The sequence below is a fragment of the Bulleidia sp. HCP3S3_C9 genome (genome assembly GCF_052064035.1).
Taxonomy (GTDB): Bacteria; Bacillota_I; Bacilli_A; order Erysipelotrichales; family Erysipelotrichaceae; genus Bulleidia.
The window spans coordinates 1-24,923 of sequence record NZ_JBQHWJ010000032.1 but is presented as its reverse complement, the minus strand read 5'-3'; the positions used below and the strand labels follow the sequence as shown (position 1 = coordinate 24,923).

Below are 24,923 nucleotides of genomic sequence, written 5' to 3'. Positions count from 1 at the left end.
TTTTACCTCGCAGTTAAAGTGTATATCCAGCAATATGATTTTATTGTACTAAAAAGCGGACACTAAAGAGATTTCTGAACTTTTTTGAATCAGGTGGTCAGTTATGAAAAAAAACAAAAAAATCTTGTTTTACACAAGATTTCTACCATCCATATGAGAATCTTTTTTCGTTTTCTTCAACAGGACATTCTTTGATTGACATATCTTCTACAAGAATAAAACGATCTCCTTCTTTCACTTTTTTGAGAAAGGAATCTACCTGTTTCTCATCACCTTGAACAAAGATTTCAACCATCCCATTTGACATGTTTCTGACACTGCCAGTTAATCCTCTTTGTTGTGCCTGTAATATACAGAAGCTTCGAAAACCAACGCATTGTACTCTTCCTTCTACAATAACATGATATCTTTTTACCATTTGACATACCTCATTAAATAAATTATATGGACTTTCTTTTGAAAAGAAAATGGCTATAATAACTTCTATGGTTAATATTTTAGTAAATGATACAAATTTTGATGCCAATTGGGCATATCCATCTTTAAATGAATATTTTACAAAGGATTCTAAAGTTGTTGTTGTTCCATTCATGCATTCTGATGAATATAGCAGTGATGAAGAAGAATGGGATTACTATTTTAAAAAGGGAGGAAAGATCTATGAAAAGATCGTTGCACCTTTTAAAAACTATGGAATCAAAGAAAACAATATTACATTCTTTCATCTGTTTAAAGATTCCAGTACTGCATTAGAAACATTGTTAAATGATGCAGATGTTTTATATCTTTATGCGAGTCAGTCGGAAAGCATGATGCAGAATATTGTGGATGCCGGGATTGGTCGTTTACTGGTGCAGTTTGATGGTGTAATGATCTGTAATCATGCGGCAAGTCACGTCTTACTGGAACATTTTGAGAGTCCTTATGAATGGGAAGAGGAAGAAATAGATGGTCTTGGATTACTAAGTGACTTTGCTTTAATGAGTGATTATGTAGAAGATGTGCAGCATTTAAGACGTTTGATTCGCAATATTGAAGAGAAGGGTAGAGCTGTCTTTGCATTTGGAAAAGATGGTGGTGTTGTGATTCATCATGGACACTATGAACTGCTTGGCAATGCATTTACTGTATCTTTTGATGATTTGGATGCGATTTATCGCGCATATGAAGATGCAAAAAGCAGATATGAATATTATGGAAGCAATGGTTTATGGGATGAATGAAAAAAGCCTATTGCTAGGCTTTTGGAAATGCAACTGTAAACGTACTTCCTTTATTTAATTCACTTTCTAATGCAATTGTTCCATGTGATAATTTCACTGCGTGTTTTACGATGGATAGTCCTAAACCTGTACCACCAGTTGCACGAGAGTGTGATTTATCTACACGGTAGAATCTTTCAAAGATTCTGCTTTGATCTTCGAGTGGAATACCAATGCCGTGATCTTTGACTTTCAAATAGGCATGATGAATATCTGTATATGTAGATACTTCAATGGAAGAATCGTTGTTTGAATAACGGATTGCATTATCAATCAGGTTGTAGATGATTTCATAGATCAATCTAGAATTTGCTTTAATGAATGCTTCATTCAGATTTGTATGAATCTGAATGTTTTTCTTTTTTGCACTTTCTTTTAATGAATTGATTGCTTCCTTTGCGGAATCATTGATACGTAATATATTTTCTTCTACCTGTGATGATTCATCTAATTGTGATAAGCGAATAATATCATCAATTAAAGTAAGCATTCTGCTAGATTCCTGATGAATCTTTTCATAGAAAGAAGGGATATCATCTTGTTTGACAAGGTGATTCTGTAATAGTTCAGCACTTCCCATGATTGTCTGCAGAGGTGTTTTTAATTCATGAGATACATTCGCAGTGAATTCTTTTCTCGTACGTTCTGCTTCATATGTATTTGTAATATCGAATGCAAGAATGGAAATACCAGTAAATACGGAATGGGAATAGATTGGATTGGCAATGACACGGATAATTGCTTCATCTTTTCTTAGAATTGTTTCTGCTTCTTTTCCTTGCTTTGCTTTTTCAATCAAATCTTTAATTTCTTCTGAAGATAAGATTGCATTTTGATTTTCTGTCTGGAAGAGCTGACGTGCAGCGTTATTGATGGATACGACTTCAGTTTCTTTGTTTAAGAGAATTAATCCTTCAGAAATGTTATCTGTGACGGAATTGAATTCTTTTTTCTTTTGGTGAAGATCAGCAATCTGTTTTTCAATTTGTTTGTTTTGTGAATCAACACGTGTTAACAATGGTTGAATTTCTTCATAGCTTGGTTTAGATAATGGATGATCCAAATCAATTTCATTGATTGGCTTGGAAATTCTTTTCGCAAGATAATTTGCCAGGAAACCAGAAATCGCAATTGCGAGAATATAGATCCATAAAATTGGTGTTAATAGACGAAGTGTCAAGAACAATACAGAATCATACGTTTCTGCGATTCTTAATACTGTATTATCGTTTAGTTTTACAGCGTAATAGATATTCTGCTGAAGCATTGTAGAACTATAACGAATCGAAGAGCCTTCTCCTTCACTCATTGCCTTTTTGAATTCTTCACGTGAAGAATGGTTTTCCATTGTAGCGGAATTGACTTGTGTATCATAGAGAACATTTCCTGCACTGTCTAACCATGTAATTCGATAATCAGGATCGTTAATACTTTCAAGATAGCTTTCACCATCATTTTCTACACCACTGCTGGCAAGCGTTGCTTCTTTTGCAAGCTGACCAATTTCAATCTTTACGAAATTTTTATTTAATACAAGAATCATTAATAACATACATACTGTTAATGTTACGACCATACTTAACAATATGTTTTTAAACAGTTTCTTTTTCATACCATTGCCTCATAACGATAACCAACTCCACGTACTGTTGTAATACGGTTACCTTCTTCCATTAATTTGGAACGTAATGTACGGATATGCACATCTACGGTTCTTGTTTCCCCATAATATTCCACTTCCCAGATTTTATTGAGAAGGGCTTCTCTGGAATATACAATACCAGGATGAGAAATGAACAGCTTGAGCAGTTCATATTCTTTGAGTGTGAGGTCAACCTGTTCTCCATTGACTTTTACGATATGAGAATTGAGATCCATTTCAATATTTCCTGATGTTAAGTTACTTGAAACGGCATGTATGCTTCTTCTCAATACTGCTTTAATACGGGAAATCATTTCCATCATGCCAAATGGTTTGGCAAGGTAATCATCTGCTCCTGTATCCAAACCTTTGATTTTGTCATACTCTTCACCTTTTGCAGAAGCAATAATGACAGGGATATCATTTGTATCTGGATTTTTCTTCAGCTTTGTCAGAATGGAAATTCCATCTTCATCTGGCAGCATTACATCTAATAAAATGAGGTCTGGTTTTTTTTCTTTGAGTTCTTCAAAGAAAGAATGTCCATCTTCAAATCCTTTTGTTTCAAATCCTGTGGATTGTAAAGTATACATTTCAATCTCACGGATACTTTTATCATCTTCTACACAATAGATCATCGTCATATTGATACCTTCCTTCACAAATATCGTATTTGTACTATGTAAAATACTATACAATTGAATTGTAAAAAATGTGTAAAGTATTTAACATCTGCTTCATTTTAAGTGATATTTACGCTATTTTATGTAATATGAAAAAAGAGCAAATTGTAAAATAATTGATATTTGTTATTGATATTGTTCTAAAATAGAGAAAAGAAGGAGATAGTTGTATGAATACTGGTGCGTGGGCGTGTGGGATTCTTGCCTGTATCTTTGGAATCCTGGTAATCATATTGAGTCTTTTGAAAGAAAAAGGTGCAATGCTTGTATCTGGATTTAATACATTATCGAAAAAAGAAAGAGATATGTATGACTCTGCAGCAATCGCAAAAGATACAAGAAATCAGTTCTTTATCTGGACTTGCATCATGCTTATAGGAATGTTTCTTTCAATATTGATTTCATCCTATATGGCAATTGCAGCCTATGTTATCTGGAGCATTGCGTTTATCAAAGATGTTCATTTAGATGCAAAAGAAGCATTTGAAAAATATCAAAAGAAATAGCTTGTCCAAGCTATTTCTTTGCTTTTTATGAATGTTAAATAATGGCTTATTTATGCTGTTTTTTACTATTGCAAATAATATAAAATACGGTACAATAGGCTTATATCTAGACGTTTCAAAGATCAAAAACCATCATCTAAAAACCATCATCTATAAATACGAGGATCAAGACAACTAGATGCTTTGTTTACAGGAGGAAAGTGAATGAAAGCAGTCAATGCCGTTAAACTTAGAATTGTTATGAATTGTATGACGCAGCCACCGTTTTATTATCACAAAGAGCATACGAATCGCTTCGCTAGAGCCATCGAATGTTGTAGATATCTAGATGAATTATTTTCTCAAAGAAGAGAAGTATTAAAGAAAGAAGGAAAGATCTAATATGAAAAAAGCAACGTGATTGTTGCTTTTTATTTGTTTTTTTTGATTTTTGTTAAAACGGAATTTGGAGAACGGATTCCAGAACCATTATATGCAATTGTTGGTTCTTTTATCATGTTTTTGATACATTCTCTAAATGTTTTGGAAGGATTTCCAGAGTATCCTAATGATTCATAGAGTGCTCTTTCAGAATAATCATTTTCTTCTAGTGCATTTAGTATTTCTTCTCTTAATTCTTCTTTTGTTCTTCTTGTTTTCTTTTTAAAGGTAATTGTTCTAAAACTTTCATGAATAGGAAGAATGACGGTAAAGAAAGAACGATCATCATCTGTGAGAAATTCTGGCAGAGGAGAACCATTTGCTTCAATACTTCTAAGAGCTGTTGGTATTCCTGTATTTCTTCCTTCAACAAGATGTAATTCTTTTAGGAAATCACCAATTCTTCGATTTCTGTATCTTCTTGAACGCATATGTAATTTCATGAGATCGTCATCTGTAATGGAACGATCTGGCCCTGGGGTACTTGTAATTTCAATACATTCTTTTTCAATGCGAATCGTAACTGGTTCATGGATCTGATAAGAACGGTGATAGATTGCATTGGAAATGAATTCTTCTAGAGCTTCATAGCTATAGTTTTTGACACGAATGGATTCCATTTGATCAGGCAGTTTAAATACTTTTTCTACGATTACATTATTTTTAATATAGCGAAGGGTATCTCTTAGCTGCTCGTCAATTGGACCGGAAAATATTCTTTCTTCCATACCTTGTCCTGTTGCATCAGGAATATTGATGAGTTCAATGCGACTGTAAGGAAAAAATTGTTCAGGTTCATCATTGAAAAATAATAGCCCAACATTCAGTGGTTTAAAGAATTCTTTTGGTCCATCTGCAATTCTTAGACTTTTGGCAAGATCTTCAATGCTTTTATTATCGATTCCAATGAGAAGATTGCTGTTGATGTTTTGTAGATAGTTTTTAATAAGCGGAAGCTTTAAATCAGTAATGTCTGCACGCATATGAATACGATCATCAAATGGAATGTTATGAGATAAGGAAATTAATTCTTTCACATCCAAATCTGTTGCTTCAATTGTGCTTGATAATTTTCGAATGTAGTATGTTTTTTCTTTTTCTTTTGATGTAGGTTTTTTAGGACATTGATATGGTCTTTCATATCCGCCAGGACACCATATTAGAAGTAAAAGCTTTCCTTCATAGTATACTGGCTCACTTTGCGGAATATATTTTGGTTTTAGATAATTACAATACTTTAAAAGATCTTTCTGTATTGCATCAATGGAATCTTCATTTAAACCTTTGATTGGATGCGTGAGTTTTCCATTTTCTTCTTTGATGCCGATGACAATATAGCCACCACCCCAGTTATCAATATCATTTGCGAATGCACTGATTGTCTTTAATGTTGTATCAGGATTCCACCCTTCTTTAAATTCAATCCGTGCCCATTCTACAATATTGTCATTTAGTAATTTGTTGATTGTAATTGGAATTGACATATGACCTCCCGACTTACGATTAGCATACGACTAGCTTACGACTTAATTATATGACAGATATCTAGATGTGTGTATGAAAAAGAAGTGAAATATAAGGAATATAAAAACCACCAAGGATATTACACCTTGATGCTTAATGTATATGTATATAAATCACTGTTATAAGATGTTTCAACATATTCATACGGGAGAATTTCTCCATGAAAATCACCATATGTTGTATGTGCACTTAAAAGAAGAGCTTCCTGATTGTTTAACTGCAGAAGCTTTTTTTGTTCTGAAGTAGGAATTTTAGCAGAAAATTCAAATTCACCATGTTCTGGTTTTATGGAATATTGTTCTACTAAGTATGTTATCAATGAATGCTCCAATTGTGCAGGTGGAATAACAGGAATTAGCTTCTCACTGATCCATGTATGACTGATGGCAATTGGTGTGTCATTTCCTGTTCGTAATCGAACAAAATCATGAACCAGATCATCATCTTCTAATTGCAGCTTTTGTTGAATGATCGGGTTTTGTTTTGCTTGAATGACAGAATATGATAAAAGCTTTGATCCTGCTTTTAATCCAATGCTTCTCATATCATCTGTAAAACTGCTGAATTGTGAAATCTGTTTATGTACAGAAGGGGAAGCAACAAAGCTTCCTTTTCCTCGTGTTCGAACAATGTGTCCTTCATCTGCTAAATGATTCAAAGCTTTATTGATTGTCATTCTAGAATATCCACTCTGTCTACATAATTCAATTTCTGTTGGAATTTTATTTCCAGGTTTTAAGTTCTGTTCCGCAATTAAATTTAAGATGTATTGTTCAATTTCTTCGTATTTCTGGACTGTTTTCATATATCAATTATATCGATTTGCCTAACACTTTAGAAGTTATAGTAATGAAACATTGTTCCACAATGCCTAAAATGTATATACAAGTGATAAATGTATATACATAATATTGTCGACAGATGTAAAAAATGTTGACAAAAGAAACGATATAAAGCGTTTTCAAACAAGATTAGTGTCGAAAACAAATGAATCTGTCTAATTTCTAACGAAAAATTATGGTTTTTGTTGGAAATGCGGTACAAAAAAATTTTAAGGATTCTCAAACGTAGAATAGAAAGCGTAAAAGATATGAACAAGACAACAAAGGAAATGATCAGTGAATATATCACTGACAAAACAAACAAATTTGATCTGGTACATACTGATATGTTTACAACCGTATCGATTGCGGATGCATTACATATCTCAAGAAGCATCACTTCTCAATATCTCAATGAGCTATGTGAAGAAGATGAAATTTACAAGGTCAAAAGCAGACCAGTCTACTTCTTTGATGGCGTTGCACTGGAAAAGAAATTCCATGTTTCAATACGTAATCAGGAATTCCTGGATATGGAAGAAATGATTGAGTATCTAAAGAGATGCGGAAATATCTCTGATGTTTTTACTTCAATGGTTGGACATGATGGTTCATTAAAAAGAACAATCAAGAAATGCAATGAAGTATTCAATTATCCTCCAGATGGTCTTTCGTTCATCATTTACGGAAATGAAGGTTGTGGAAAACAGACACTTGCGGAACTGGTTTGTAAAAACTCTCAAGTGAAAAAGGGAATTCTTCAAAAAGGTGCAAAGATCGTTCATCGTGATCTTTCCAATCCTGATCCATTCCTTGTTGAAAAGATACAGTCGTATATCAATGAAAAACAAAATGAATCGATTGTATTGATCCTATCTCATTTTGAAAAAATGACAGATGAAATTAGTTCATATTTATTGCAGTTCTTTGAAAAAGGTATAAACAAAAATGTCCATTTTATCTTTCTAGCTTGTAATAGACCGGATGATTTCTTGCCTGCAGAACTTGCAAAGTATATTCCAGTCGCAATTCATATGAAAGACTTCGATGAAAAGCCAAAAGAAGAAAAAGAGGGAATTATCATTGCATTGTTCGCCAGGGAATCTGATCTGCTTGGCAAAAACATTCAGATCTGTTCCAACGTATTACGAGCTCTAAGCAATCGAAAATATGAGAACAATATTGATCAGTTATCTAAAATGATCAAATTAATCTGTGCACAGGCAATGAGCAGAAATGATGATGAAATCATCGTTCATACATATGACTTGCCAGAAGAAGTATTGGAAAACATTGAAATCACAACAGAAGATGTTCGATATATTGATTGTCATTCTTATCAAGTAAGTACAGAAATCAATGAGTATCTTACATATTTCACAAATATATTAGAAGCAAGTGAAAAGAAATCTGTTGCGGAAACAATGGATGCCTATAACAAAGTCTATGAACAGATGGCTGAAAAGCTATTAAGAAGTGTTGGTAATGATCGTACATTACGTGGAACAGAAGCCGCAATTTCATTGATTGTAAATCGTGTTGCACAAAAGTACTTCATTAATATTCCAGGAAGTTTCTCATTCTTAATTGCAAAATTACTTGTTGTATACAAAGAAAACAGCCTTCAGATTTCTAAATGGGAAGACGAATATGCTAATGCATTGATCAAAACAATTCAAAAGATGAGACGCATTTATGTCAGTGAAACAATGGTGAGTGATGAATTTTCACAGCTGCTCATGATGAATCTTGAAGAAGAGATTCCTGAAATCTTGAAAATTATTATGAATCTAACTATTTCTTCCTATAACGCAGATTTCAATAAAAACAAAACGTTTGGAATTGTAATCTGTCATGGATACTCAACAGCTTCTTCCATTGCAAGTGCAGTAAATACAATGATTGGTTCTTATGTATTTGATTCCATTGATATGTCAGTCATGACAACTGTTGAAGAAATCAAGATGAAGCTTCGTGACAAGCTTTCAAGAATTAATCAACATGCTGATATCTGCATCATGGTAGATATGGGATCCCTGGAAAAAATTGCTGATGATGAATTTGCCAAAAATAGAAACTTAGCAGTCATTAACAATGTCACCACAAAGATGGCATTGGATATTGGCTACAAAATCAAAAATGCAATCCCAATCGAAAAATTTTTTGATAACGCAGAAGAAGATTACAAGGTTGAATACAAGATTCTGAAATCCAGGAAGAAAGACGCAATTTTATTCACAAGTGAAAGCGGAATCCAGACAGCACAAAGAATGTCAAATCTTTTCTATGATTCCCTTCCAATTGAGATTCCTGTATCGCTTCAAATCATTTCTTTTACAGAAGCAAAACAAGAAGTTCAAAAGATACAGGAAATATACAACGTGCTATTCGTGAGTGGAACTGAAGATCCAGGGGTGATAGGAATTCCTTTCATTCCTCTGCAAGATATTATCACCACTACAAACCTGGATCTAGTTTCCACAAAGCTGAGTGGATATCTCAATGAAGATAACTTGAAGCAGTTGATTATCAATGTCAGAAGAAACTTCACATTAATGAATGTATTAAATTATCTGACTATCTTGAATCCAAAACCATTACTGGATGCAACAACTGCATCAATTGATACATTGCAGACAAGAAGAAAAGTTAATCTTGAAGGCAGGACATTAGTTGCAATCTATATCCATGTATGCATTCTCATTGAAAGACTGGTTACAAAAACATCAGTACTTCAAAATGACAATGCGACGGATGAATTCATAAAGAATCATCAGGATTTTATTCAAGATATTCATGCATCATTCAAAAACATTGAATCACATTACAGCATCGTTATACCAGATTCAGAAATGAAATACATATATTCGTTTTTCGAACATGAGGGAGAAACAAAATGAAAGAAAGAAAGATAGTCATCGCAACACATGGCACATTAGCAGAAGGTTTTCGATCAGCATTAAAAATCATCGCTACAGATGAAGGGGTAGAAACATACTGCTGCTACACAACACCAGATTTCAATCTGGAAAAAACGATTCAAACAATCATGGATGCATATGATGAAGAAACACAAGAATTATATGTATTTACAGATTTATATGGCGGTTCCGTCAATAACGGATTTGTGAATGCATTAAAAAATCATCAGTTTCATCTCATCACAAATACAACGCTTGGCGTTCTGATTGATTTCATTCTGACAAATCCAAATCAAGATGAAATCGAAACAAAACTAAATTCAAATGACTTCAAAGCAGTCTATTGCAATACAGCATTAGTAAACATTGAAGGGATTGAAGAAGATCTGTAAAGAAAAGGAGGTGTAAGAATGATTAAAGCACTACGGATCGATCATCGTCTGGTACATGGACAGGTAGCATTTACCTGGACACACTTCTTATCAGCAACAAGAATCATTGTCATTGATGATAAGGTAGCAAATGACGACTTCCAGAAGATGACGTTAAACATGGCAAAGCCAGCAGGATGTAAACTCAACATATTCTCTGTCAGCAAAGCACTTGAACGAGCCGATAAAATTGACTCACTGAACGATAATGTATTCATAATTTTCGGAAATTGTAAAGATGCAGCAGGATATATTACTGGTCATCCAAAATTCAAAGAATTAAATCTTGGTGGAATTGCTAAAAAAGAAGGTTCTAAAAAATATGGAGATGTTGTTTACCTCGCTCCAGATGAAGAAGAAGAACTTAGAAAGATCCAGGCAACAGGCTGTGAACTGTTCATGCAGCAGTTACCAACAACAAAACGTGATCCTCTGAAACTATGATCACAACCATTCACTATCGAAAGGGGGTTAATTAATAATTATGCGTATTGTACAAACATTGATAGTGACACTTATTTCGGTTCTGATGATTCTTGACTCCCGTATGTTGGGAAGATTGAACTTCGAGAGACCTCTTATGACATGTACCATCTGTGGTTTATTACTTGGTAATTTACCAGTCGGCTTAGCAGTTGGTGCACAAATGGAATTGGCTACATTAGGTATGATGTCCATCGGTGCTTCTGGTATCGATATGAACATGGGTTCCTTGGTAGGATGTGCAATCTGCATCATGACTGGTGCGGATATTGAAACAGCTCTTACAGTAGCAGTTCCTATGACTCTATTATCCACATTATTAGGAACAATTTCTTCTGTCATCCGTATTCGTTTTACACACATGTGTGATGAAGCAGTTGATAAAGGAGACTTCGCAAAAGCAAAGAGAGTTGACATTGTATATGGTCCTGTACTCTATGTCCTATTTACAATCATTCCAGTATTCTTATCCGTTTACTTCGGTGCTGATGTAGTACAGTCCATTGCTTCTTCCGTTCCAACATGGCTGACAAAGGGTATCTCACTAGGTGCAAATATCATTGCCTTCTACGGATTTGCAATGTTGTTATCCACAATGGTGAATAGAAATACAGTCGTATATTTCTTCGCTGGATTCTTATTAGCCGCATATTCAGGACTTGGCTTAACTGCTATAGCCTTGATCGGTATCGTTATCGCAGTTGTTCTATATACAGTCAAGTATACAGGTGGTGGATCAAACGCAGCACCACAATCTGCTGACAGCACATTAGATGATCTGGAAGATCTAGATAATTAAAGGAGTAAATGATTATGTCTCAAAAAGGTTTAGAAACACAGAAAAATTATCCTTTAAATAAAAAGCTAAAGGAAATCTTCTGGGGCGCATGGTGCATGCAGACAAACTGGAACTATGAAAGACAGATGAATACAGCATTCATGTATGGCATGTCTCACTGTATTGACCGTCTCTATCCAGAAGAAGATGAAATTGAAAAGAAGAAAGAAGCATATCGTAGACACTTGGAATTCTTCAATATCACTCCACAGTGTGGTGCATTGACATTAGGTATTGCACAGGCTATGGAAGAAGAATATGCAGAAAATCCAGATACATTTGATCCAGCAGCAATCAACGCAGTTAAAGTTGCATTAATGGGTCCTCTATCAGGAATTGGGGATTCCTTATTCCAGGGAACAATTCGTATCATCGCAATGTCTATTGGTATCTCACTTGCTCAGCAAGGCAATATCTTAGGACCAATCTTAGCAGCATTGATCTCTGTATCAACATCTGTATCTATTACATGGTTCTTAGGAAAACTTGGGTATACAAAGGGACAGGAATTTGTTAGACAGATGTCTCAATCCAATCTTATGGAAAAAGTAATGTTCGTTTGTTCTATCGCAGGTCTATTCGTTATCGGTGGTATGTCTGCTTCACTTGCTAACTTGACAACTCCAATCGCATTTGGTGAAGCATTCGTATTACAGAATGTATTAGATGGTATCTTACCAAAAATGCTTCCATTAATTATGACATGGGTCATGTATGGCATTATCAAATCAGGAAAAGTGAAACCAATGGTAGTTATCATCGGCTGCTTCGTAGCAGGTATCATTCTAAATTATTTTGGAATCTTAGCAGTCTAATTGCTTGATTCATACAAAAAGAAAGGTCAAAAAAGGGAAAAAATTATGTACGACGTAAAATCAATGATCAATGAAATCACATCTAAGAAGGAAATCAATAATATCAGCTTTACAGGATGTGGTGGATCACTCGCTTGCTTCTTTGCTCCACATTACTATGTAACACATGAATCAAAGAAACTCACAACTGTTTATGAAAATGCAAATGAATTTGCCAATGACACTCCAGCAAATGTAGGTGAAAACTCACTCGTCGTTTGTGCATCCCGTAGAGGTGATACACGTCAGACAGTTGCAGCTGCTAAAAAGGCTAAGGAAGTTGGTGCAACAGTTGTAGGCTTACAGCTTGAAACAGGTACTCCACTTGAAGAAATCTGTGACTATATCATTCAGTTCAAGGACACAGGTGCTGATGGAGCTCTCTATGAAGAATCTAAGGGTGCTTATGCATTAAAGATTGCTTATGAACTTGTTAATGCTGTTGAACATAATGACAAGAAGTATGAAGAAATGGTAGCTGCTATGGAAAAGATGAACACAATCGTTCCAGAAGCACAAAAGGCAGTTGTACCAGATGCAATTAAGTTCTCTATCAACTATGCGAAAAACGAAATCATTTACACAATTGGTTCAGGTACAGCTTGGGCTGCAGCACATCAGCAGACAATCTGCATCTTCATGGAAATGCAGTGGATCAACTCTTCCGCAATCCATTCTGATGAATTCTTCAATGGACCATTCGAAATTACAGAACCAGACACAGCATTCTTGCTCCTCAAATCTACAGGTGCTACAAGAGCTGTAGATGAAAGAACACTTGCATTCTTAGGCAAGTTCTCTGAACATACAACAGTGATTGATGGTTTCGATTATGGTATGAAAGAACTTGGTGAAGTATCTGGATACTTCGATCACAGCTTCTACAGTGAGATTCTAGGTGTTTATAACCATCTTCTTGCTGATCGTCGTCAGCACCCACTAAGCTGGCGTAAATACATGTGGAAATATAATTATTAATTCACATACATCTTAGTAGTACAGCCTGCTTACTCTCCTTATGCAGGCTGTATTTTTAGAAAATGGAGGTAAGTACAAATGAGGGATACAAAAAAACTGGATCAAAAAATATTACGTATATTAGTACCCGCAATTCTTGAAAATGCTTTCCTGATTCTTTCTGACATGATATTAACAGGATATATTGGTAGACTCAGTGTAACGGAAATCAGTGCGTATGGGATTTCTACACGTGTCTATGGAATATATTTCTCGATATTAAAAGGATTTGCGATTGGTACAATGGTAATTTTTGCTAGAGCCTTTGGTGCTGGAAAAAGAAAAGAGGGTCTCAATTATTATTTTCAGGCTTTGTTTATCGCATTTCCAGTTGCTCTTGTTGCTGCCGTTTTGATCTGGGTATTTCCTCAACCGCTATTATCAACGATGAGTTCAGATTCAACGTTATTGACATATGGTGCATCTTTCTTGCGAATTCATGTATTGACCTATCCTTTCCTGGCAATTATTCATTTGAATTCTTCCATGTTTCAAGCCGATGGCAATACAAAAACGCCATTGTATATCGCAACGATTGGAAACCTTGTCAGTATGGTATTGGGATATGTGTTAATTCTTGGAATTGGTCCAATTCAAGGTATGGGATTACAAGGTGCCGCAATTACAAACAACCTTCGTATTATTGTAATGCTGCTTGTTGGAGCTTATTTATTATTCAATCGAAACAGTGTCTATCGTTCACATGAATTATCTAAATTCAATTTAGATGTGGGAATAATCAAAGAATTGATTCGATTTGGTGTTCCAACAGCGATAGGAAATTCTTTCTGGAACTTTGCGGCTGTATTCCTGTCCACATATATCTTGAGCTATGGTCAACAGTTCTATGCAGCGTATCAAATTGGACTGCAGGCAGAAGGGTTCTGCGACATGATGAGTTCAGGTTTCTTGACTGCTGCGATGTCTTTATCCTCATTAGCCATTGGTGCAAAGGATGCAGATATGTTTAAGGCCTCCTATAAGCGATTGAATTATTATTGTTATATCATCTGTGGAATTAACATGTTGTTCTTACTTCTATTTTCTAAGAATGTCTTACATTTATTGACAGATAAGATGGAATTGATTGATATTGCACATGTATATCTATTATCTATGATTGCATCACAATTCCCACAAATGAAATCGAAAATTGAATATGGATATATACGATCCATTGGATTCAGTACATTGCCAACGATTATTGATATGGTTGGAATCTGGGGTGTACGTGTATTTGGATGCTATCTCGTGAGTTCTGTATTCCATTTAGATATTTTCTGGATCTGGATGATTGTCAATGTAGATCAATGGGTGAGATATCTATTATCTGCTGGTGTGATTATTTCTAAAAAAGTATTGCGATACTTAGATCAGCCACACTTTCCTTTTCAATGTGAAGGAAAAGTAAATGCATGTAAATAAGAGGAGAGAAAATGATGAATGAATTAAAAATGGTTATCTTTGATGTTGATGGAACGTTATTAAACACAGAATTTCTATGGGAAAAAGCGTGGGCAGATATTGCAGAGAAGTATCATGTACCTCAATTTTCAGCTGTTTTCCATAAAGTTGTAGGAATTTCTGGAAGTGATGTAACGAAAGTACTGGATGAAAATCTTGGAGATATTGAAAATAGAGAAGAACTGTTAGATGCAGCTAGAAAACTAGGAACAAAGTACCTCGATGAAAACATTGAATTGATGCCTGGAGTATTGGAACTTTTAGATACACTTGAAAAACTGCATATTCGTAAAGCCGTAGCTACAACGACAAATCGTGAAGCTACAATGAAACGTTTAACGAAAATGGGAATCATTGATCGCTTTGAATATATTCTTTGTGGAGATGAGGTATCAAAAAGAAAGCCTTCCCCTGAAATTTATTTGAAAGTATTAGAAGCAGTTCATTGTGATCCAGAAGATGTCCTGGTATTGGAAGATACAGGATATGGTGTACAGTCTGCATATGAAGCAAATGCGAAAGTAATCATGATACCTTCTATCAATCCTCCTAAGGAAATAGATAGAGAAAATGCTTATAAAATTGTAAATAGTTTGTATGATGTTCAAAAAATGATTGAGGAATTTTAGTATGAAAACAATGGTGAATTATGTTTTAGAAACGCCACAGGCAATTCGTAAAATGATATCTGATACATCCAATATAAGTGAAGTATTGGAGTATCTGATCAATCGTAAGATCGATCATATTTATGTTGTTGGTTCTGGAACAAGTTACTCTGCAGCTTTAACCTGCATTGATCCATTGGAAACAATGCTTCATATTCCAGTGTATGCATATTGTGCAATGGAATTTGTAGATAACGTGAAAGTCATTGAAGAAAATTCTTTGGTTATTGGTTTTTCACAGGCTGGACAATCTAATTCAACGATTCAGGCGTTAGATAAGGCAAGAAATCATGGGTGTCTTACAATTGTTGTTACGGCAGAAAATCCTTCACCAATTGTTAAACATGCAGATGCCTGTTTGAAAATGAATATTGAAGAAGCAATTGGCCCAAAGACAAAAGGGTATTATTGTTCGACGGTTGAGGTGATCTTGTTATTTGCGCAGTTATTAAAATTTACAAACGTGATATCCCATACGGAATATGTTCGTATGATTTCTGAAATCTTAGAGGTATTTGATGATTTTACAAACATTGTCAATAAAGCACAGGAGTGGTATCTAACATCAGAAATTCCATTTGATCAATATGACAATATCATTGTGATTGGATGTGATCAATGTGTTCCATCAGCACTAGAAGGTGCTTTGAAGATTCTTGAGACTGTGAAGTGCTGTGTGAGATATTATGAACTGGAAGAATTCATGCATGGAATTTATCATGCTATTGATGATAAGACACTTGTCATTGCATTAGGCAATCAATCACGTCATCTTGATAGAATGATACGGTTACTGAAATACTTAAAAGAACATAAAAATGCTTGTTGTTTGTTGATTACAGGAAGTGAAGCAGATATACTTTCTTTCAAATATTCATTTAAAGACAGCAATCCATATGTATCTTTCGAATATTTAGCTGTTTTACAGGTATTTGCTGAATGTATGATGAAACAGCGTGGAATGAATCTGAATGACCCTTCAGATCGCAATTTCCATAGATACATGAATAGTTATGTATATGAAGAAGGTGAAGAAAAATGACTAGATTAAAAACAGGAGACACATTTCCGGATTTTCGGGTAACAGAAGCTTTTGCGGGGAACACAAGTATTGCTGAACTGATGAATCATAAACCAATGATGTTTGTGGTATTGCGCTATATTGGATGTACTGCCTGTAGATATGATGTGCATCTGTTGACACAGAGAATCAATGAATTTAAAGAGAAGGGTGTGAATGTTTGTGTAGTCATGCAGTCTACGAGTGAAAATGTGAAGCATGATTTAGATGGACAGACATTACCATTCCCATTGATTTGTGATTCTGATATGCATGTATACCAGTCATTAGACATTGCACCAGCTAATAGCATGGAAGAACTTGTTGGTGAAGACAGGGATGCATTAAAGGCAAAGGGTGATAAAGCAAAGGCATGTGGTTTTGTGCATGGTGTTTATGAAGGGAATGAGCAGCAGCTTCCAGCTTTCTTCTATGTAGATGGAAATGGAAAAGTATTAGTATCACATTATGCGAAAACAATTGTTGATATGCCGTCCATTGATGAGATGCTGGAAATGATCATTTAAAAATCGTATGAAAATAGTAACAATTGCGTTGATTATATTTTTTGCTTCCTTTCTATACGCGGATGCGAAAAGAAAGGGGTATGCGAAACAAGTACAGAATCAACTTGTTGAATTATTAAATCATAAGGAGTTTGCTTCCTTTGAAAAACAACTAAAAGATGCTGAAGAGCATGGTTATATTCAAGAATATAATGCAAATTATCTGAGAATGAATGCTTCTATTCTTCAAGATGATAGAAAAGCATTGGATCATGTTTTATTAAAGTTTGATGCCATGGGATTATCTGATGTACAGTGTTCTGCGGTATATTCTAATATCATGATGTTTGCGGTGGAAAAGAAAGATAAGGAATTGTGTAAAAGAGCATATTCTAATATCATGTCATTGAAAAAGAATGATCAGCTAAAAGATATGGCTACACTTGTATACAAAGTCTTTGTGACAATGGATTCTTCTGTGAAAGATGAAATCCAGCAAAGATTGTGTAATGCATCCAGTGAAGAACGGATGTTTCTTACAAAGCTTCAAAAATTAATCCAAGAAATGTGTTAGAAGGTAATCACAGTGTGATAGCCTTCTTTTGTTTATGTATTAAAAATCATCGTATAATAAAATAAAAGAAAGAAGAATTTTATATGATTTATACAATTACATTAAATCCTGCAATCGACTACTTCATTACATTAAATGAAACACTGTTGGTAGATGAAGTGAATCGTGGAAGTCATGAAATCTATAAGGCAGGTGGAAAGGGATTGAATGTTTCTAAGATTCTAAGTGTACTGAATATTCCATCTAAGGCAATTGCGGTACTTGGAGGATTTACAGGGCAGTATATTCAGGATTCCTTTTCGAAAGATTCGAATATTGAAATGATTCCAATTCCAGTCGATGGAATGAATCGTATCAATATGAAAGCAAACTATGGGGAGGAGGCATTATGTATTAATGGCAGTGGACCAGTCGTAAATGAATGTACTGTTCAGCTTCTATTAGATGAAATTGCAAAGATCAATGCAGATGATATTGCGATTATCTCTGGCTCCATGATGCATGGCTTTCCAGAAGATTTTGTAGTTACATTGGCTCAGGCAGTACATCAAAGAAATGCAAAAGTAGTGATCGATATGGAACAAATCACAATGGAACAGCTAAAAGAATGCAAACCATATCTAATCAAACCAAATCTGTATGAATTACAACTGTTAATGAAGAATAATGAGATCAATGAATCAAATATTGAAGAATATCTAAGAAAAGCAAATGCACTTGGAATAGAGAATATCCTTGTTTCTTTAGGTAAAGATGGTGCAGTATTATCTAATGCACAGGGGATTTATAAACTGGAGCAGCCTCGTACAGTACTTGTCAATAAAGTAGGTGCAGGGGATGCAATGCTTGCTTCTTTTATTGGAAAGCTGTCACAGGGATATTCTTTTGAAGAAGCACTGCAGTGGGGTGGTGCAGCTGGGAATGCAACCGCTAGTAAACTGGAAGATATTACACTACGTGATATTGAAGGATATCTTTTACAGATGAAGGTGAAGAAGGTAATGTTTCTATTGTATTAGAAGACGGTAGAGTTTTTTCGCTTGGAAATTTAAAGGGTGAAAAAGGTGAAGATGGAGTAGACGGCGAAATAACAATTCAGACAATTACTAAAAATGGCAAAGATGGAAAGAACGTAACAAATGGCAAAGATGGTAGTAACGGAATAGATGGTAAGAATGGTGCTGACGGTAAAGACGGAAGTAATGGGAAAGACGGAAAGAACGGAATTGACGGTAAAAATGGAAGTAATGGCTTAAATGGCAAGGATGGTAAAGATGGTATTTCAGGGAAAGATGGAGTAAACGGCAAAGATGGCATCGGAATTAAAAATTCTAATAATTCATCTGTAAATTTGGGAGTAGTAAAGAATATTGAAAAGTTTGTTACGGATTTAAAAGTTGAAGAGAATGACTTATATGTATACTACTCTGATGGATCTAAAAAGAAATTGGATTTAAAAAAAGTAATTTATGCAACACCTGATCCAGGTGTACGACCAGAACCAACAGCTGAACCAACGCAAGAACCAACACCAGAGCCTATAGAACCAACAATAGTGCCAACGCCAGAAGCATCTGATTTTGGATGGTAATCCATTGAGAATAGAAAAGTATAATTAGAGCATAATTATAAAAACATATAAACATAAAAAAGAACCAGAGCTTCAGAACTCTGATTCTTTTTCATTTTGTAAAGTATTAAGTTTCTATTTTTGATGGTTTGCCAATCATAATAAAAGACCATTACCATTATTTCCTGCACTGATATACGTCAACACATCAGATAAAGGTAAAATTGAATATTAATAGTAATGACCTCAAGAACATATTAGCACATGCCCTCTTAAACTTAAATGATATGTTTACAAATATAATGAAATACTTGCATTTCGATGGATGTATAAGTTTTCGCTATGTTATGTTAATTTTGTTCTTTCATTTTTGTAGACAATCGTCTACAATAGTTACTAGACAGTTGTCTAGTAACTTAGTGGAGGGAATATGAAAAAGTTATTATCTATTGTTCTTCCTTTGTTTTTGATTGCAGGATGTACATCCTCTTCAAATAGCACTGGAATGAAAGCTGGCACATACGAGGGTGTTGGTGAAGGATTTCATGGTGAAATCAAGTTGAATGTTACAGTTGATGAAACAAGTATTAAATCTATTGATGTTGTTGAAGAAAACGAAACAGAGTCCATTGGTAAATTAGCATTGCCAAAACTTGTTGATCAGACAATTGCTGATCAGACAAGTGAACCAGATGTACAGTCTGGAGCAACTTTAACTAGCAAAGGTTTTACAAAAGCTTTACAAGATGCTTTAACAAAAGCAGGAGCAGATGTTGAGTCAATGAAAGGTAGTAAAACAGCATCTGAAAAAGAATCTGTTGAAGAAACATATGATGTTGCGGTTGTTGGCGCAGGTGCATCTGGATTAAGTGCAGCTTTAACGGCTTTACAGAATGGTAAATCAGTTGTTCTTTTAGAAAAGACTGGATTTGCTGGAGGAGCAAGTGCAATGGCAGGTGCCGGTACAGTTGCTACAGGTAGTAAGATGGAAAAAGAATCAGGCATGAATGATACACCTGAAGCTTTAAAAGAAGATATGCTGAAGAATGGTCATAATAAGAATGATGAAGGTACTTTAGATATTTTTGTAAATTCAGTTGGTGCAGCTGTTGACTGGCTCGTGAGTGAAGATGGTGGTAATGTTGAGTATCAGCCATCTGAAGGTCCAGCTAGAACTTTTAGTGCTGTTGGTAGAGGCAGTGCTGTTGTTAAGACGTTAACAGATGGATTTGAAAAACAAGGCGGTAAATTCTTTACAAATACAAAAGCAACAGAACTTGTTGTTGAAGATGGAAAAGTGACAGGTGTTAAAGCTGAAAGTGAAGATAAAGAATATACAATTCATGCTGGCAGTGTCATTCTTTCTTGTGGTGGATTTGGTCATAATGATGAAATGGTTCCTGAAGAATATAAAGCATTTGTATATGCTGGTCATGCTGGAGCTGATGGTGATGGCTTAAAGATGGCTGAAGCTGTTGATGCTGATACAGTCAACATGGATCTTGTGAATGTTCAGCCTAATTCTATGATCATGCCTAGCGGTCTTGGACAGTATACAAATCCAGGTGTTGGCAGTGCATATAATACAAGTGGTGCTTTCCTTGTGAATCAGGATGGTGTTAGATTTGCTAATGAACAAGGTAGTTCTTATGATTTGAAGAATGCACAGGCAAAGAATGAGAAACAGTATCTGATTTGTGATGAAGCAAGTTTTGCAGCATTTAATAAAGGTATGGAAGGTTCAAAGATCTATACAGAAGATGATGTAAAGGAATGGCTGGAAAATGATGGTTCTAGTAATCCTGTATTTGTAAAAGCAGATAGTATTGATGCATTGGCTAAGAAATTAAATATGGATGCTTCTGCATTAGAGGAAACAGTAGATACATTTAGCAAAAATGTTGGTAAAGAAGATACATTTGGTCGTACAAGCAAATTTGCATTAAACACAGATGGAGCTGTATATGCAATTGAATTATGTAATAGATACTATGCAACACTTGGTGGTTTGCATATTAATTCAGATATGCAGGTATTAAATAAAGATCAAGAAGCTGTAGAAGGATTATATGCTTCTGGAGAAGTTGTTGGTGGTTTGGAAGGGGATATCTATTATCCTGGTTCTTTATTCTCATGGGCTATTACAAGTGGTCATAATGCAGGATTAAGTGTAAGTAAATAAGTAATATAAGGCTCTCTTTATGAGAGCTTTTATTGTAGAATACTTGTATGGATAAAAAAGAAGAGATTGTACAGAATGCTTCAACATTATTTGCTGAAAAAGGATATTATGGTGTTGGGCTGAAAGAAATATTAGATTCATGTGGTGTTCCAAAAGGAAGCTTTTACTATTATTTTCCTAATGGAAAAATAGATTTGTTAAATCATGTGTTAGAATATTGCTATACAAAAATGGTCAATGGAATTCAAAAGAACTATTTTAATCATGATACGTTAATAGAATGTTTTGAATCTATGATAAATGGTTTGGCAAATCATTTATTAGATAATCAACATTTTGTATCTTTAACATTATCAATGATTGGAATTGAATCTGCATATCTTGATCCATCCATTCATGAAAAGTGTAAAGAAATATATATTTCCTGGCAGCAGTTATATGTTGATCAGTTCTTGAAGTTTGGATATGAAAAAGAAGAAGCAGTTGAAAGAGCGCAAAGTATCTTTGGTATTATCCATGGAGCATTGATTTCTTCTTGGATTAAACAGAGTAATGAAGATTTGCTGCTTGTAAAAAATACATTGAAGTACTTAATTAAGTGAGACAAGTATGTGATGATGCATGCTTGTTTTTTTTGAGAATGATTTATAATACTTTCAATGAACAATGATTTTTTATCTTTCTGCAAGAAATATGATATTCATTTAAATTCTCAACAGGCACAGGCTGTACAGGCGATTGATGAGAATGTTTTATTGCTGGCTGTTCCTGGTTCTGGAAAGACAACGGTTCTTGTCACAAGACTTGGATACATGATTCTTGAAAAACATATTGATCCTGAAAAAATATTAGCGATTACATTTAATACACAAGCTGCAGCAGAAATGAAGCAACGTTTTTCTTTGAAATTTGGAAGTGTGTTGGCAAATCAAATTTCCTTTAAAACAATTAATTCACTTGCATATCAGATTTATTCACAGTTTTGTTTTGATGTGCATTATCCAAAAAGAACGATTGATGAAAGAAGAGAAAAAGCAATCTTGAGAAATGTATATCAAAGTATTACAAAAGAATTTCCTGGTGAAAATGATATTCTGAATCTGCAAAGTGAAATTACATATGTGAAGAATATGAGACTTGATGCATCTCAAATCAAAGAATTAGAAGAAGATGATTCCTTTTTTCCTAAGATGTTTGAAATGTATGAGAAAGTGATGAAGGAACAAGGTTTAATGGATTTTAATGATCAGATGGTATTTGCGATATGGATCTTAGAGAATCGAAAGTATTATCGAGATTTGTGGTCACATAAGTATCAGTATATCTGTGTTGATGAAGCACAAGATACTTCTAAAATTCAACATGATATGATCAAGATTCTTTCTTTCAATCATTATTTATTCATGGTAGGTGATGAAGATCAGAGTATCTATGGATTTCGTGCTGCGTATCCGCAGGCATTACTGTTATTTCAAAACGATCATGAAAATGCAAAAGTGATTCGTATGGAAACGAATTATCGTTCAACACCTGAAATTGTTTTGAAGGCACAAGCTTTCATCTCTAAAAATAGAGATCGTTTTGAAAAGAATATGTGTGCGGATCGTCCATCTGGACAAGATGTTAAAGTAAGAGCAGTCAAAGATCGTAGACCGCAATATGCATATATGATGAAAGTGCTGGAAAATGTGAGTACACAAACAGCTGTCTTGTATCGTGAAAATGACAGTGCTGTTCCACTGGTAGATCAATTATTGAGAAAGAATATTCCGTTTTTTATGGCTGGAGCAAAAACAGATGTGTTTGGTGTTCCATGTATTCGAGATATATTAGCTTTTATGAGATTGGCTTTAGATCCATATGATACAGATGCTTTTGAACGTGTTGCAAATAAAGGGTATCTGTTTTTGAAAAAACAGGTGAAAGAACAGATTATTCTTGATAGTAAAACAAATTCCATATCTGTTTTTGAAGCATTAGATAAATATAAGGAAAAGGTATCGATGAGTAATATCGAAGCATTTGAATCTATGATCAATCGCTTATGTTATGCAAAAGTGAAAGATGCAATCTGGATTGCTTCCAATGATCGCTATAAGAAATATGCGAAAGATATGAATATAGATCTTACAAAGTTAGAAACATTGCGATATATTGCAGAAAGTGAGACGAGTATTTCTTCATTTTTGAAACGCATTGAATATTTGAGAGATGTTATGAGAAATGGTGTGTATTCTAATTCTTCTAATATTATTTTATCTACAGTGCATGCAAGCAAAGGCAAAGAATTTGATACAGTTTATTTGATTGATGTCTATGATGGAAAGTTTCCGGCAGTACAAGACAATGAAGAAATTCTATGCATGTCTAGTCAACAATTGGAGCAGGAAGAAAGAAGATTGTTCTATGTTGCTTTGACGCGTGCAAAGAACAATCTGAATCTGATTAAAATGGAAAATAGATACAGTTCCTTCATACAAGAACTGTTTCCAAAACAAGTAAAGAAAACACAAACAAATTCTCAACTTGTGAAGAAAATTGATTCAGAAGAAGTTGAAAGAAAAAGAGTAGAAGATTTTAATCTCAGAAAAAAAGAAATTCTTCCACAGATTTCTCAACAGGAAGAACCAGTATTTGATCATACAGGAGAGAGATGGTTTCAATGTGAAATATGTAAAAAAGTATTACCTAGGGAATATTTTTCTTCCTATGGCGGAATGAATCATATGAATTTAGGTGTGTGTCTTGAATGCAGGAAAAGTGGAAAAGGGTAAATGCGATTGATTCAGAAAGATACTTCTATGGATAAATTATCACAAAATAAACGAAGCTGGAATATGAGTAGAATCAAGGAAAAAGATACATCTATTGAAATGGAAGTGAGAAAGTATCTTTATCATCATGGTTTCCGCTATAGAAAGAATGTAAAGGAACTGCCAGGCAAACCTGATATTGTTCTTTATAAATATCGTACTGTGATATTCGTTAATGGTTGTTTCTGGCATCATCATCCGCATTGTAGACTTGCATATATTCCAAAATCAAGAACTGCATATTGGATGAAAAAGTTTAATGACAATATGGAACGAGATATTGAAAAGCAGAAACAGCTGGAAAGCATGGATTACAAAGTAATTACAGTCTGGGAATATGAGTTAAAAGATTGTTTTGATTATAGAATGCAGAAACTTGTGGAAGAAATTCTGGATGGATCGTACTGAAAGTGTCATTTTTACACCATTAAATAAAAAACTAAGAATAAAAGATATAATTTCAATTGTTAACTGGTAGATAAAAAAGTATAGTGTATGTATATGAAAAATAAATCGGCTAATCTACAATCGTGTGGTTGACAAATGGCTTATTTACGCTTAAATCTAACTCTCTCAAGAACTAAATGGCGCAGAATTCTATTAGATTTCGGCCATTTTTCATTATCTCTTTTACATCTCTGCAGATATATAAACCAATTTAAATAAGATTGTAAGTTTTCTACT

General features: G+C 34.4%; 25 protein-coding genes. 20 read left to right on the top strand and 5 right to left on the bottom strand.

The window, feature by feature from the left end:
* Positions 1-142 precede the first annotated feature (142 nt).
* The gene (locus ACTND6_RS06855; protein ID WP_441023068.1) at positions 143-418 is read right to left on the bottom strand and encodes an acylphosphatase; all 276 of its coding nucleotides are present in this window, start codon (positions 416-418) and stop codon (positions 143-145) included.
* A 67-nt stretch (positions 419-485) separates the two neighbouring features.
* On the opposite strand from ACTND6_RS06855, the gene ACTND6_RS06850 reads away from it, so the two are divergent.
* Positions 486-1,223 (top strand): hypothetical protein, encoded by a 738-nt coding sequence (locus tag ACTND6_RS06850; RefSeq protein ID WP_441023070.1) that lies wholly within the window; start codon positions 486-488, stop codon positions 1,221-1,223.
* Positions 1,224-1,236: 13 nt separating this feature from the next.
* On the opposite strand, the gene ACTND6_RS06845 is transcribed toward ACTND6_RS06850, so the two are convergent.
* Positions 1,237-2,874 (bottom strand): ATP-binding protein, encoded by a 1,638-nt coding sequence (locus tag ACTND6_RS06845; protein WP_441023072.1) that lies wholly within the window; start codon positions 2,872-2,874, stop codon positions 1,237-1,239.
* A complete protein-coding gene (locus tag ACTND6_RS06840; RefSeq protein WP_441023074.1) occupies positions 2,871-3,548 on the bottom strand; it encodes a response regulator in 678 nt (225 codons plus the stop codon). The genes ACTND6_RS06845 and ACTND6_RS06840 overlap by 4 nt, the downstream gene beginning before the upstream one ends.
* A 209-nt stretch (positions 3,549-3,757) precedes the next feature.
* Here ACTND6_RS06840 and ACTND6_RS06835 point away from each other — a divergent pair, with 209 nt between their 5' ends.
* Together ACTND6_RS06835 and ACTND6_RS06830 are read left to right on the top strand one after the other, a co-directional pair.
* Positions 3,758-4,093, top strand: coding sequence for a DUF3784 domain-containing protein (locus tag ACTND6_RS06835; RefSeq protein ID WP_441023076.1), 336 nt, complete (start codon positions 3,758-3,760; stop codon positions 4,091-4,093).
* A 204-nt stretch (positions 4,094-4,297) separates the two neighbouring features.
* Positions 4,298-4,474 carry a hypothetical protein gene (locus ACTND6_RS06830; RefSeq protein ID WP_178176544.1) on the top strand — a complete coding sequence of 59 codons (177 nt, stop codon included), beginning with the start codon at positions 4,298-4,300 and terminating at the stop codon, positions 4,472-4,474.
* Between the two features lie 29 nt (positions 4,475-4,503).
* Here ACTND6_RS06830 and ACTND6_RS06825 read toward each other — a convergent pair whose 3' ends face one another.
* Both ACTND6_RS06825 and ACTND6_RS06820 read right to left on the bottom strand, forming a co-directional pair.
* Positions 4,504-5,997, bottom strand: coding sequence for an RNA-binding domain-containing protein (locus ACTND6_RS06825; RefSeq protein ID WP_441023078.1), 1,494 nt, complete (start codon positions 5,995-5,997; stop codon positions 4,504-4,506).
* 119 nt (positions 5,998-6,116) lie between these two features.
* Complete coding sequence (locus ACTND6_RS06820; protein WP_441023080.1) at positions 6,117-6,842, bottom strand: GntR family transcriptional regulator; 726 nt, start codon at positions 6,840-6,842, stop codon at positions 6,117-6,119.
* A gap of 285 nt (positions 6,843-7,127) precedes the next feature.
* On the opposite strand from ACTND6_RS06820, the gene ACTND6_RS06815 reads away from it, so the two are divergent.
* The 17 genes from ACTND6_RS06815 to ACTND6_RS06735 all read left to right on the top strand — a co-directional run bounded on the left by ACTND6_RS06815 (position 7,128) and on the right by ACTND6_RS06735 (position 24,647).
* Entirely contained in the window at positions 7,128-9,758 is a 2,631-nt protein-coding gene (locus ACTND6_RS06815) for a PRD domain-containing protein (protein ID WP_441023082.1), read from the top strand.
* Positions 9,755-10,171 carry a hypothetical protein gene (locus tag ACTND6_RS06810; RefSeq protein WP_178176540.1) on the top strand — a complete coding sequence of 139 codons (417 nt, stop codon included), beginning with the start codon at positions 9,755-9,757 and terminating at the stop codon, positions 10,169-10,171. The genes ACTND6_RS06815 and ACTND6_RS06810 overlap by 4 nt, the downstream gene beginning before the upstream one ends.
* An 18-nt stretch (positions 10,172-10,189) precedes the next feature.
* A complete protein-coding gene (locus tag ACTND6_RS06805; RefSeq protein WP_441023083.1) occupies positions 10,190-10,654 on the top strand; it encodes a PTS sugar transporter subunit IIB in 465 nt (154 codons plus the stop codon).
* 40 nt (positions 10,655-10,694) lie between these two features.
* Positions 10,695-11,492: a PTS mannose/fructose/sorbose/N-acetylgalactosamine transporter subunit IIC gene (locus tag ACTND6_RS06800; RefSeq protein WP_441023085.1), complete on the top strand. Its 798-nt coding sequence runs from the start codon at positions 10,695-10,697 to the stop codon at positions 11,490-11,492.
* A gap of 14 nt (positions 11,493-11,506) precedes the next feature.
* The gene (locus ACTND6_RS06795; protein WP_441023087.1) at positions 11,507-12,346 is read left to right on the top strand and encodes a PTS system mannose/fructose/sorbose family transporter subunit IID; all 840 of its coding nucleotides are present in this window, start codon (positions 11,507-11,509) and stop codon (positions 12,344-12,346) included.
* 45 nt (positions 12,347-12,391) lie between these two features.
* The gene (locus ACTND6_RS06790) at positions 12,392-13,363 is read left to right on the top strand and encodes an SIS domain-containing protein (protein WP_178176536.1); all 972 of its coding nucleotides are present in this window, start codon (positions 12,392-12,394) and stop codon (positions 13,361-13,363) included.
* Positions 13,364-13,441: 78 nt separating this feature from the next.
* Positions 13,442-14,827 (top strand): MATE family efflux transporter, encoded by a 1,386-nt coding sequence (locus ACTND6_RS06785; protein WP_441023089.1) that lies wholly within the window; start codon positions 13,442-13,444, stop codon positions 14,825-14,827.
* Positions 14,828-14,841: 14 nt separating this feature from the next.
* Positions 14,842-15,495 (top strand): HAD-IA family hydrolase, encoded by a 654-nt coding sequence (locus tag ACTND6_RS06780; RefSeq protein WP_178176534.1) that lies wholly within the window; start codon positions 14,842-14,844, stop codon positions 15,493-15,495.
* 1 nt (position 15,496) lies between these two features.
* Positions 15,497-16,576: an SIS domain-containing protein gene (locus tag ACTND6_RS06775; protein WP_441023092.1), complete on the top strand. Its 1,080-nt coding sequence runs from the start codon at positions 15,497-15,499 to the stop codon at positions 16,574-16,576.
* Positions 16,573-17,121 carry a redoxin domain-containing protein gene (locus ACTND6_RS06770; RefSeq protein ID WP_441023094.1) on the top strand — a complete coding sequence of 183 codons (549 nt, stop codon included), beginning with the start codon at positions 16,573-16,575 and terminating at the stop codon, positions 17,119-17,121. The genes ACTND6_RS06775 and ACTND6_RS06770 overlap by 4 nt, the downstream gene beginning before the upstream one ends.
* 7 nt (positions 17,122-17,128) lie before the next feature.
* On the top strand, positions 17,129-17,674 hold the full coding sequence (locus ACTND6_RS06765) for a hypothetical protein (RefSeq protein WP_441023096.1): 546 nt from the start codon (positions 17,129-17,131) through the stop codon (positions 17,672-17,674).
* Positions 17,675-17,757: 83 nt separating this feature from the next.
* The gene (locus ACTND6_RS06760; protein WP_441023097.1) at positions 17,758-18,693 is read left to right on the top strand and encodes a 1-phosphofructokinase family hexose kinase; all 936 of its coding nucleotides are present in this window, start codon (positions 17,758-17,760) and stop codon (positions 18,691-18,693) included.
* 332 nt (positions 18,694-19,025) lie between these two features.
* Positions 19,026-19,265 (top strand): hypothetical protein, encoded by a 240-nt coding sequence (locus ACTND6_RS06755; RefSeq protein WP_441023099.1) that lies wholly within the window; start codon positions 19,026-19,028, stop codon positions 19,263-19,265.
* Between the two features lie 409 nt (positions 19,266-19,674).
* Positions 19,675-21,426, top strand: coding sequence for an FAD-dependent oxidoreductase (locus ACTND6_RS06750; RefSeq protein ID WP_441023101.1), 1,752 nt, complete (start codon positions 19,675-19,677; stop codon positions 21,424-21,426).
* A 47-nt stretch (positions 21,427-21,473) separates the two neighbouring features.
* The gene (locus tag ACTND6_RS06745) at positions 21,474-22,028 is read left to right on the top strand and encodes a TetR/AcrR family transcriptional regulator (RefSeq protein WP_441023103.1); all 555 of its coding nucleotides are present in this window, start codon (positions 21,474-21,476) and stop codon (positions 22,026-22,028) included.
* Positions 22,029-22,085: 57 nt separating this feature from the next.
* Positions 22,086-24,200, top strand: a complete 2,115-nt coding sequence (locus tag ACTND6_RS06740) for an ATP-dependent helicase (RefSeq protein WP_441023105.1) — start codon at positions 22,086-22,088, stop codon at positions 24,198-24,200.
* Positions 24,201-24,227: 27 nt separating this feature from the next.
* Entirely contained in the window at positions 24,228-24,647 is a 420-nt protein-coding gene (locus tag ACTND6_RS06735) for a very short patch repair endonuclease (RefSeq protein ID WP_441023108.1), read from the top strand.
* Positions 24,648-24,923 lie beyond the last annotated feature (276 nt).

Bases quoted from the DNA above. Each gene is read 5' to 3' on its own strand.
- ACTND6_RS06855 (WP_441023068.1), bottom strand. From the start codon at position 418: ATGGTAAAAAGATATCATGTTATTGTAGAAGGAAGAGTACAATGCGTT.
- ACTND6_RS06850 (WP_441023070.1), top strand. From the start codon at position 486: ATGGTTAATATTTTAGTAAATGATACAAATTTTGATGCCAATTGGGCA.
- ACTND6_RS06845 (WP_441023072.1), bottom strand. From the start codon at position 2,874: ATGAAAAAGAAACTGTTTAAAAACATATTGTTAAGTATGGTCGTAACA.
- ACTND6_RS06840 (WP_441023074.1), bottom strand. From the start codon at position 3,548: ATGACGATGATCTATTGTGTAGAAGATGATAAAAGTATCCGTGAGATT.
- ACTND6_RS06835 (WP_441023076.1), top strand. From the start codon at position 3,758: ATGAATACTGGTGCGTGGGCGTGTGGGATTCTTGCCTGTATCTTTGGA.
- ACTND6_RS06830 (WP_178176544.1), top strand. From the start codon at position 4,298: ATGAAAGCAGTCAATGCCGTTAAACTTAGAATTGTTATGAATTGTATG.
- ACTND6_RS06825 (WP_441023078.1), bottom strand. From the start codon at position 5,997: ATGTCAATTCCAATTACAATCAACAAATTACTAAATGACAATATTGTA.
- ACTND6_RS06820 (WP_441023080.1), bottom strand. From the start codon at position 6,842: ATGAAAACAGTCCAGAAATACGAAGAAATTGAACAATACATCTTAAAT.
- ACTND6_RS06815 (WP_441023082.1), top strand. From the start codon at position 7,128: ATGAACAAGACAACAAAGGAAATGATCAGTGAATATATCACTGACAAA.
- ACTND6_RS06810 (WP_178176540.1), top strand. From the start codon at position 9,755: ATGAAAGAAAGAAAGATAGTCATCGCAACACATGGCACATTAGCAGAA.
- ACTND6_RS06805 (WP_441023083.1), top strand. From the start codon at position 10,190: ATGATTAAAGCACTACGGATCGATCATCGTCTGGTACATGGACAGGTA.
- ACTND6_RS06800 (WP_441023085.1), top strand. From the start codon at position 10,695: ATGCGTATTGTACAAACATTGATAGTGACACTTATTTCGGTTCTGATG.
- ACTND6_RS06795 (WP_441023087.1), top strand. From the start codon at position 11,507: ATGTCTCAAAAAGGTTTAGAAACACAGAAAAATTATCCTTTAAATAAA.
- ACTND6_RS06790 (WP_178176536.1), top strand. From the start codon at position 12,392: ATGTACGACGTAAAATCAATGATCAATGAAATCACATCTAAGAAGGAA.
- ACTND6_RS06785 (WP_441023089.1), top strand. From the start codon at position 13,442: ATGAGGGATACAAAAAAACTGGATCAAAAAATATTACGTATATTAGTA.
- ACTND6_RS06780 (WP_178176534.1), top strand. From the start codon at position 14,842: ATGAATGAATTAAAAATGGTTATCTTTGATGTTGATGGAACGTTATTA.
- ACTND6_RS06775 (WP_441023092.1), top strand. From the start codon at position 15,497: ATGAAAACAATGGTGAATTATGTTTTAGAAACGCCACAGGCAATTCGT.
- ACTND6_RS06770 (WP_441023094.1), top strand. From the start codon at position 16,573: ATGACTAGATTAAAAACAGGAGACACATTTCCGGATTTTCGGGTAACA.
- ACTND6_RS06765 (WP_441023096.1), top strand. From the start codon at position 17,129: ATGAAAATAGTAACAATTGCGTTGATTATATTTTTTGCTTCCTTTCTA.
- ACTND6_RS06760 (WP_441023097.1), top strand. From the start codon at position 17,758: ATGATTTATACAATTACATTAAATCCTGCAATCGACTACTTCATTACA.
- ACTND6_RS06750 (WP_441023101.1), top strand. From the start codon at position 19,675: ATGAAAAAGTTATTATCTATTGTTCTTCCTTTGTTTTTGATTGCAGGA.
- ACTND6_RS06745 (WP_441023103.1), top strand. From the start codon at position 21,474: ATGGATAAAAAAGAAGAGATTGTACAGAATGCTTCAACATTATTTGCT.
- ACTND6_RS06740 (WP_441023105.1), top strand. From the start codon at position 22,086: ATGAACAATGATTTTTTATCTTTCTGCAAGAAATATGATATTCATTTA.
- ACTND6_RS06735 (WP_441023108.1), top strand. From the start codon at position 24,228: ATGGATAAATTATCACAAAATAAACGAAGCTGGAATATGAGTAGAATC.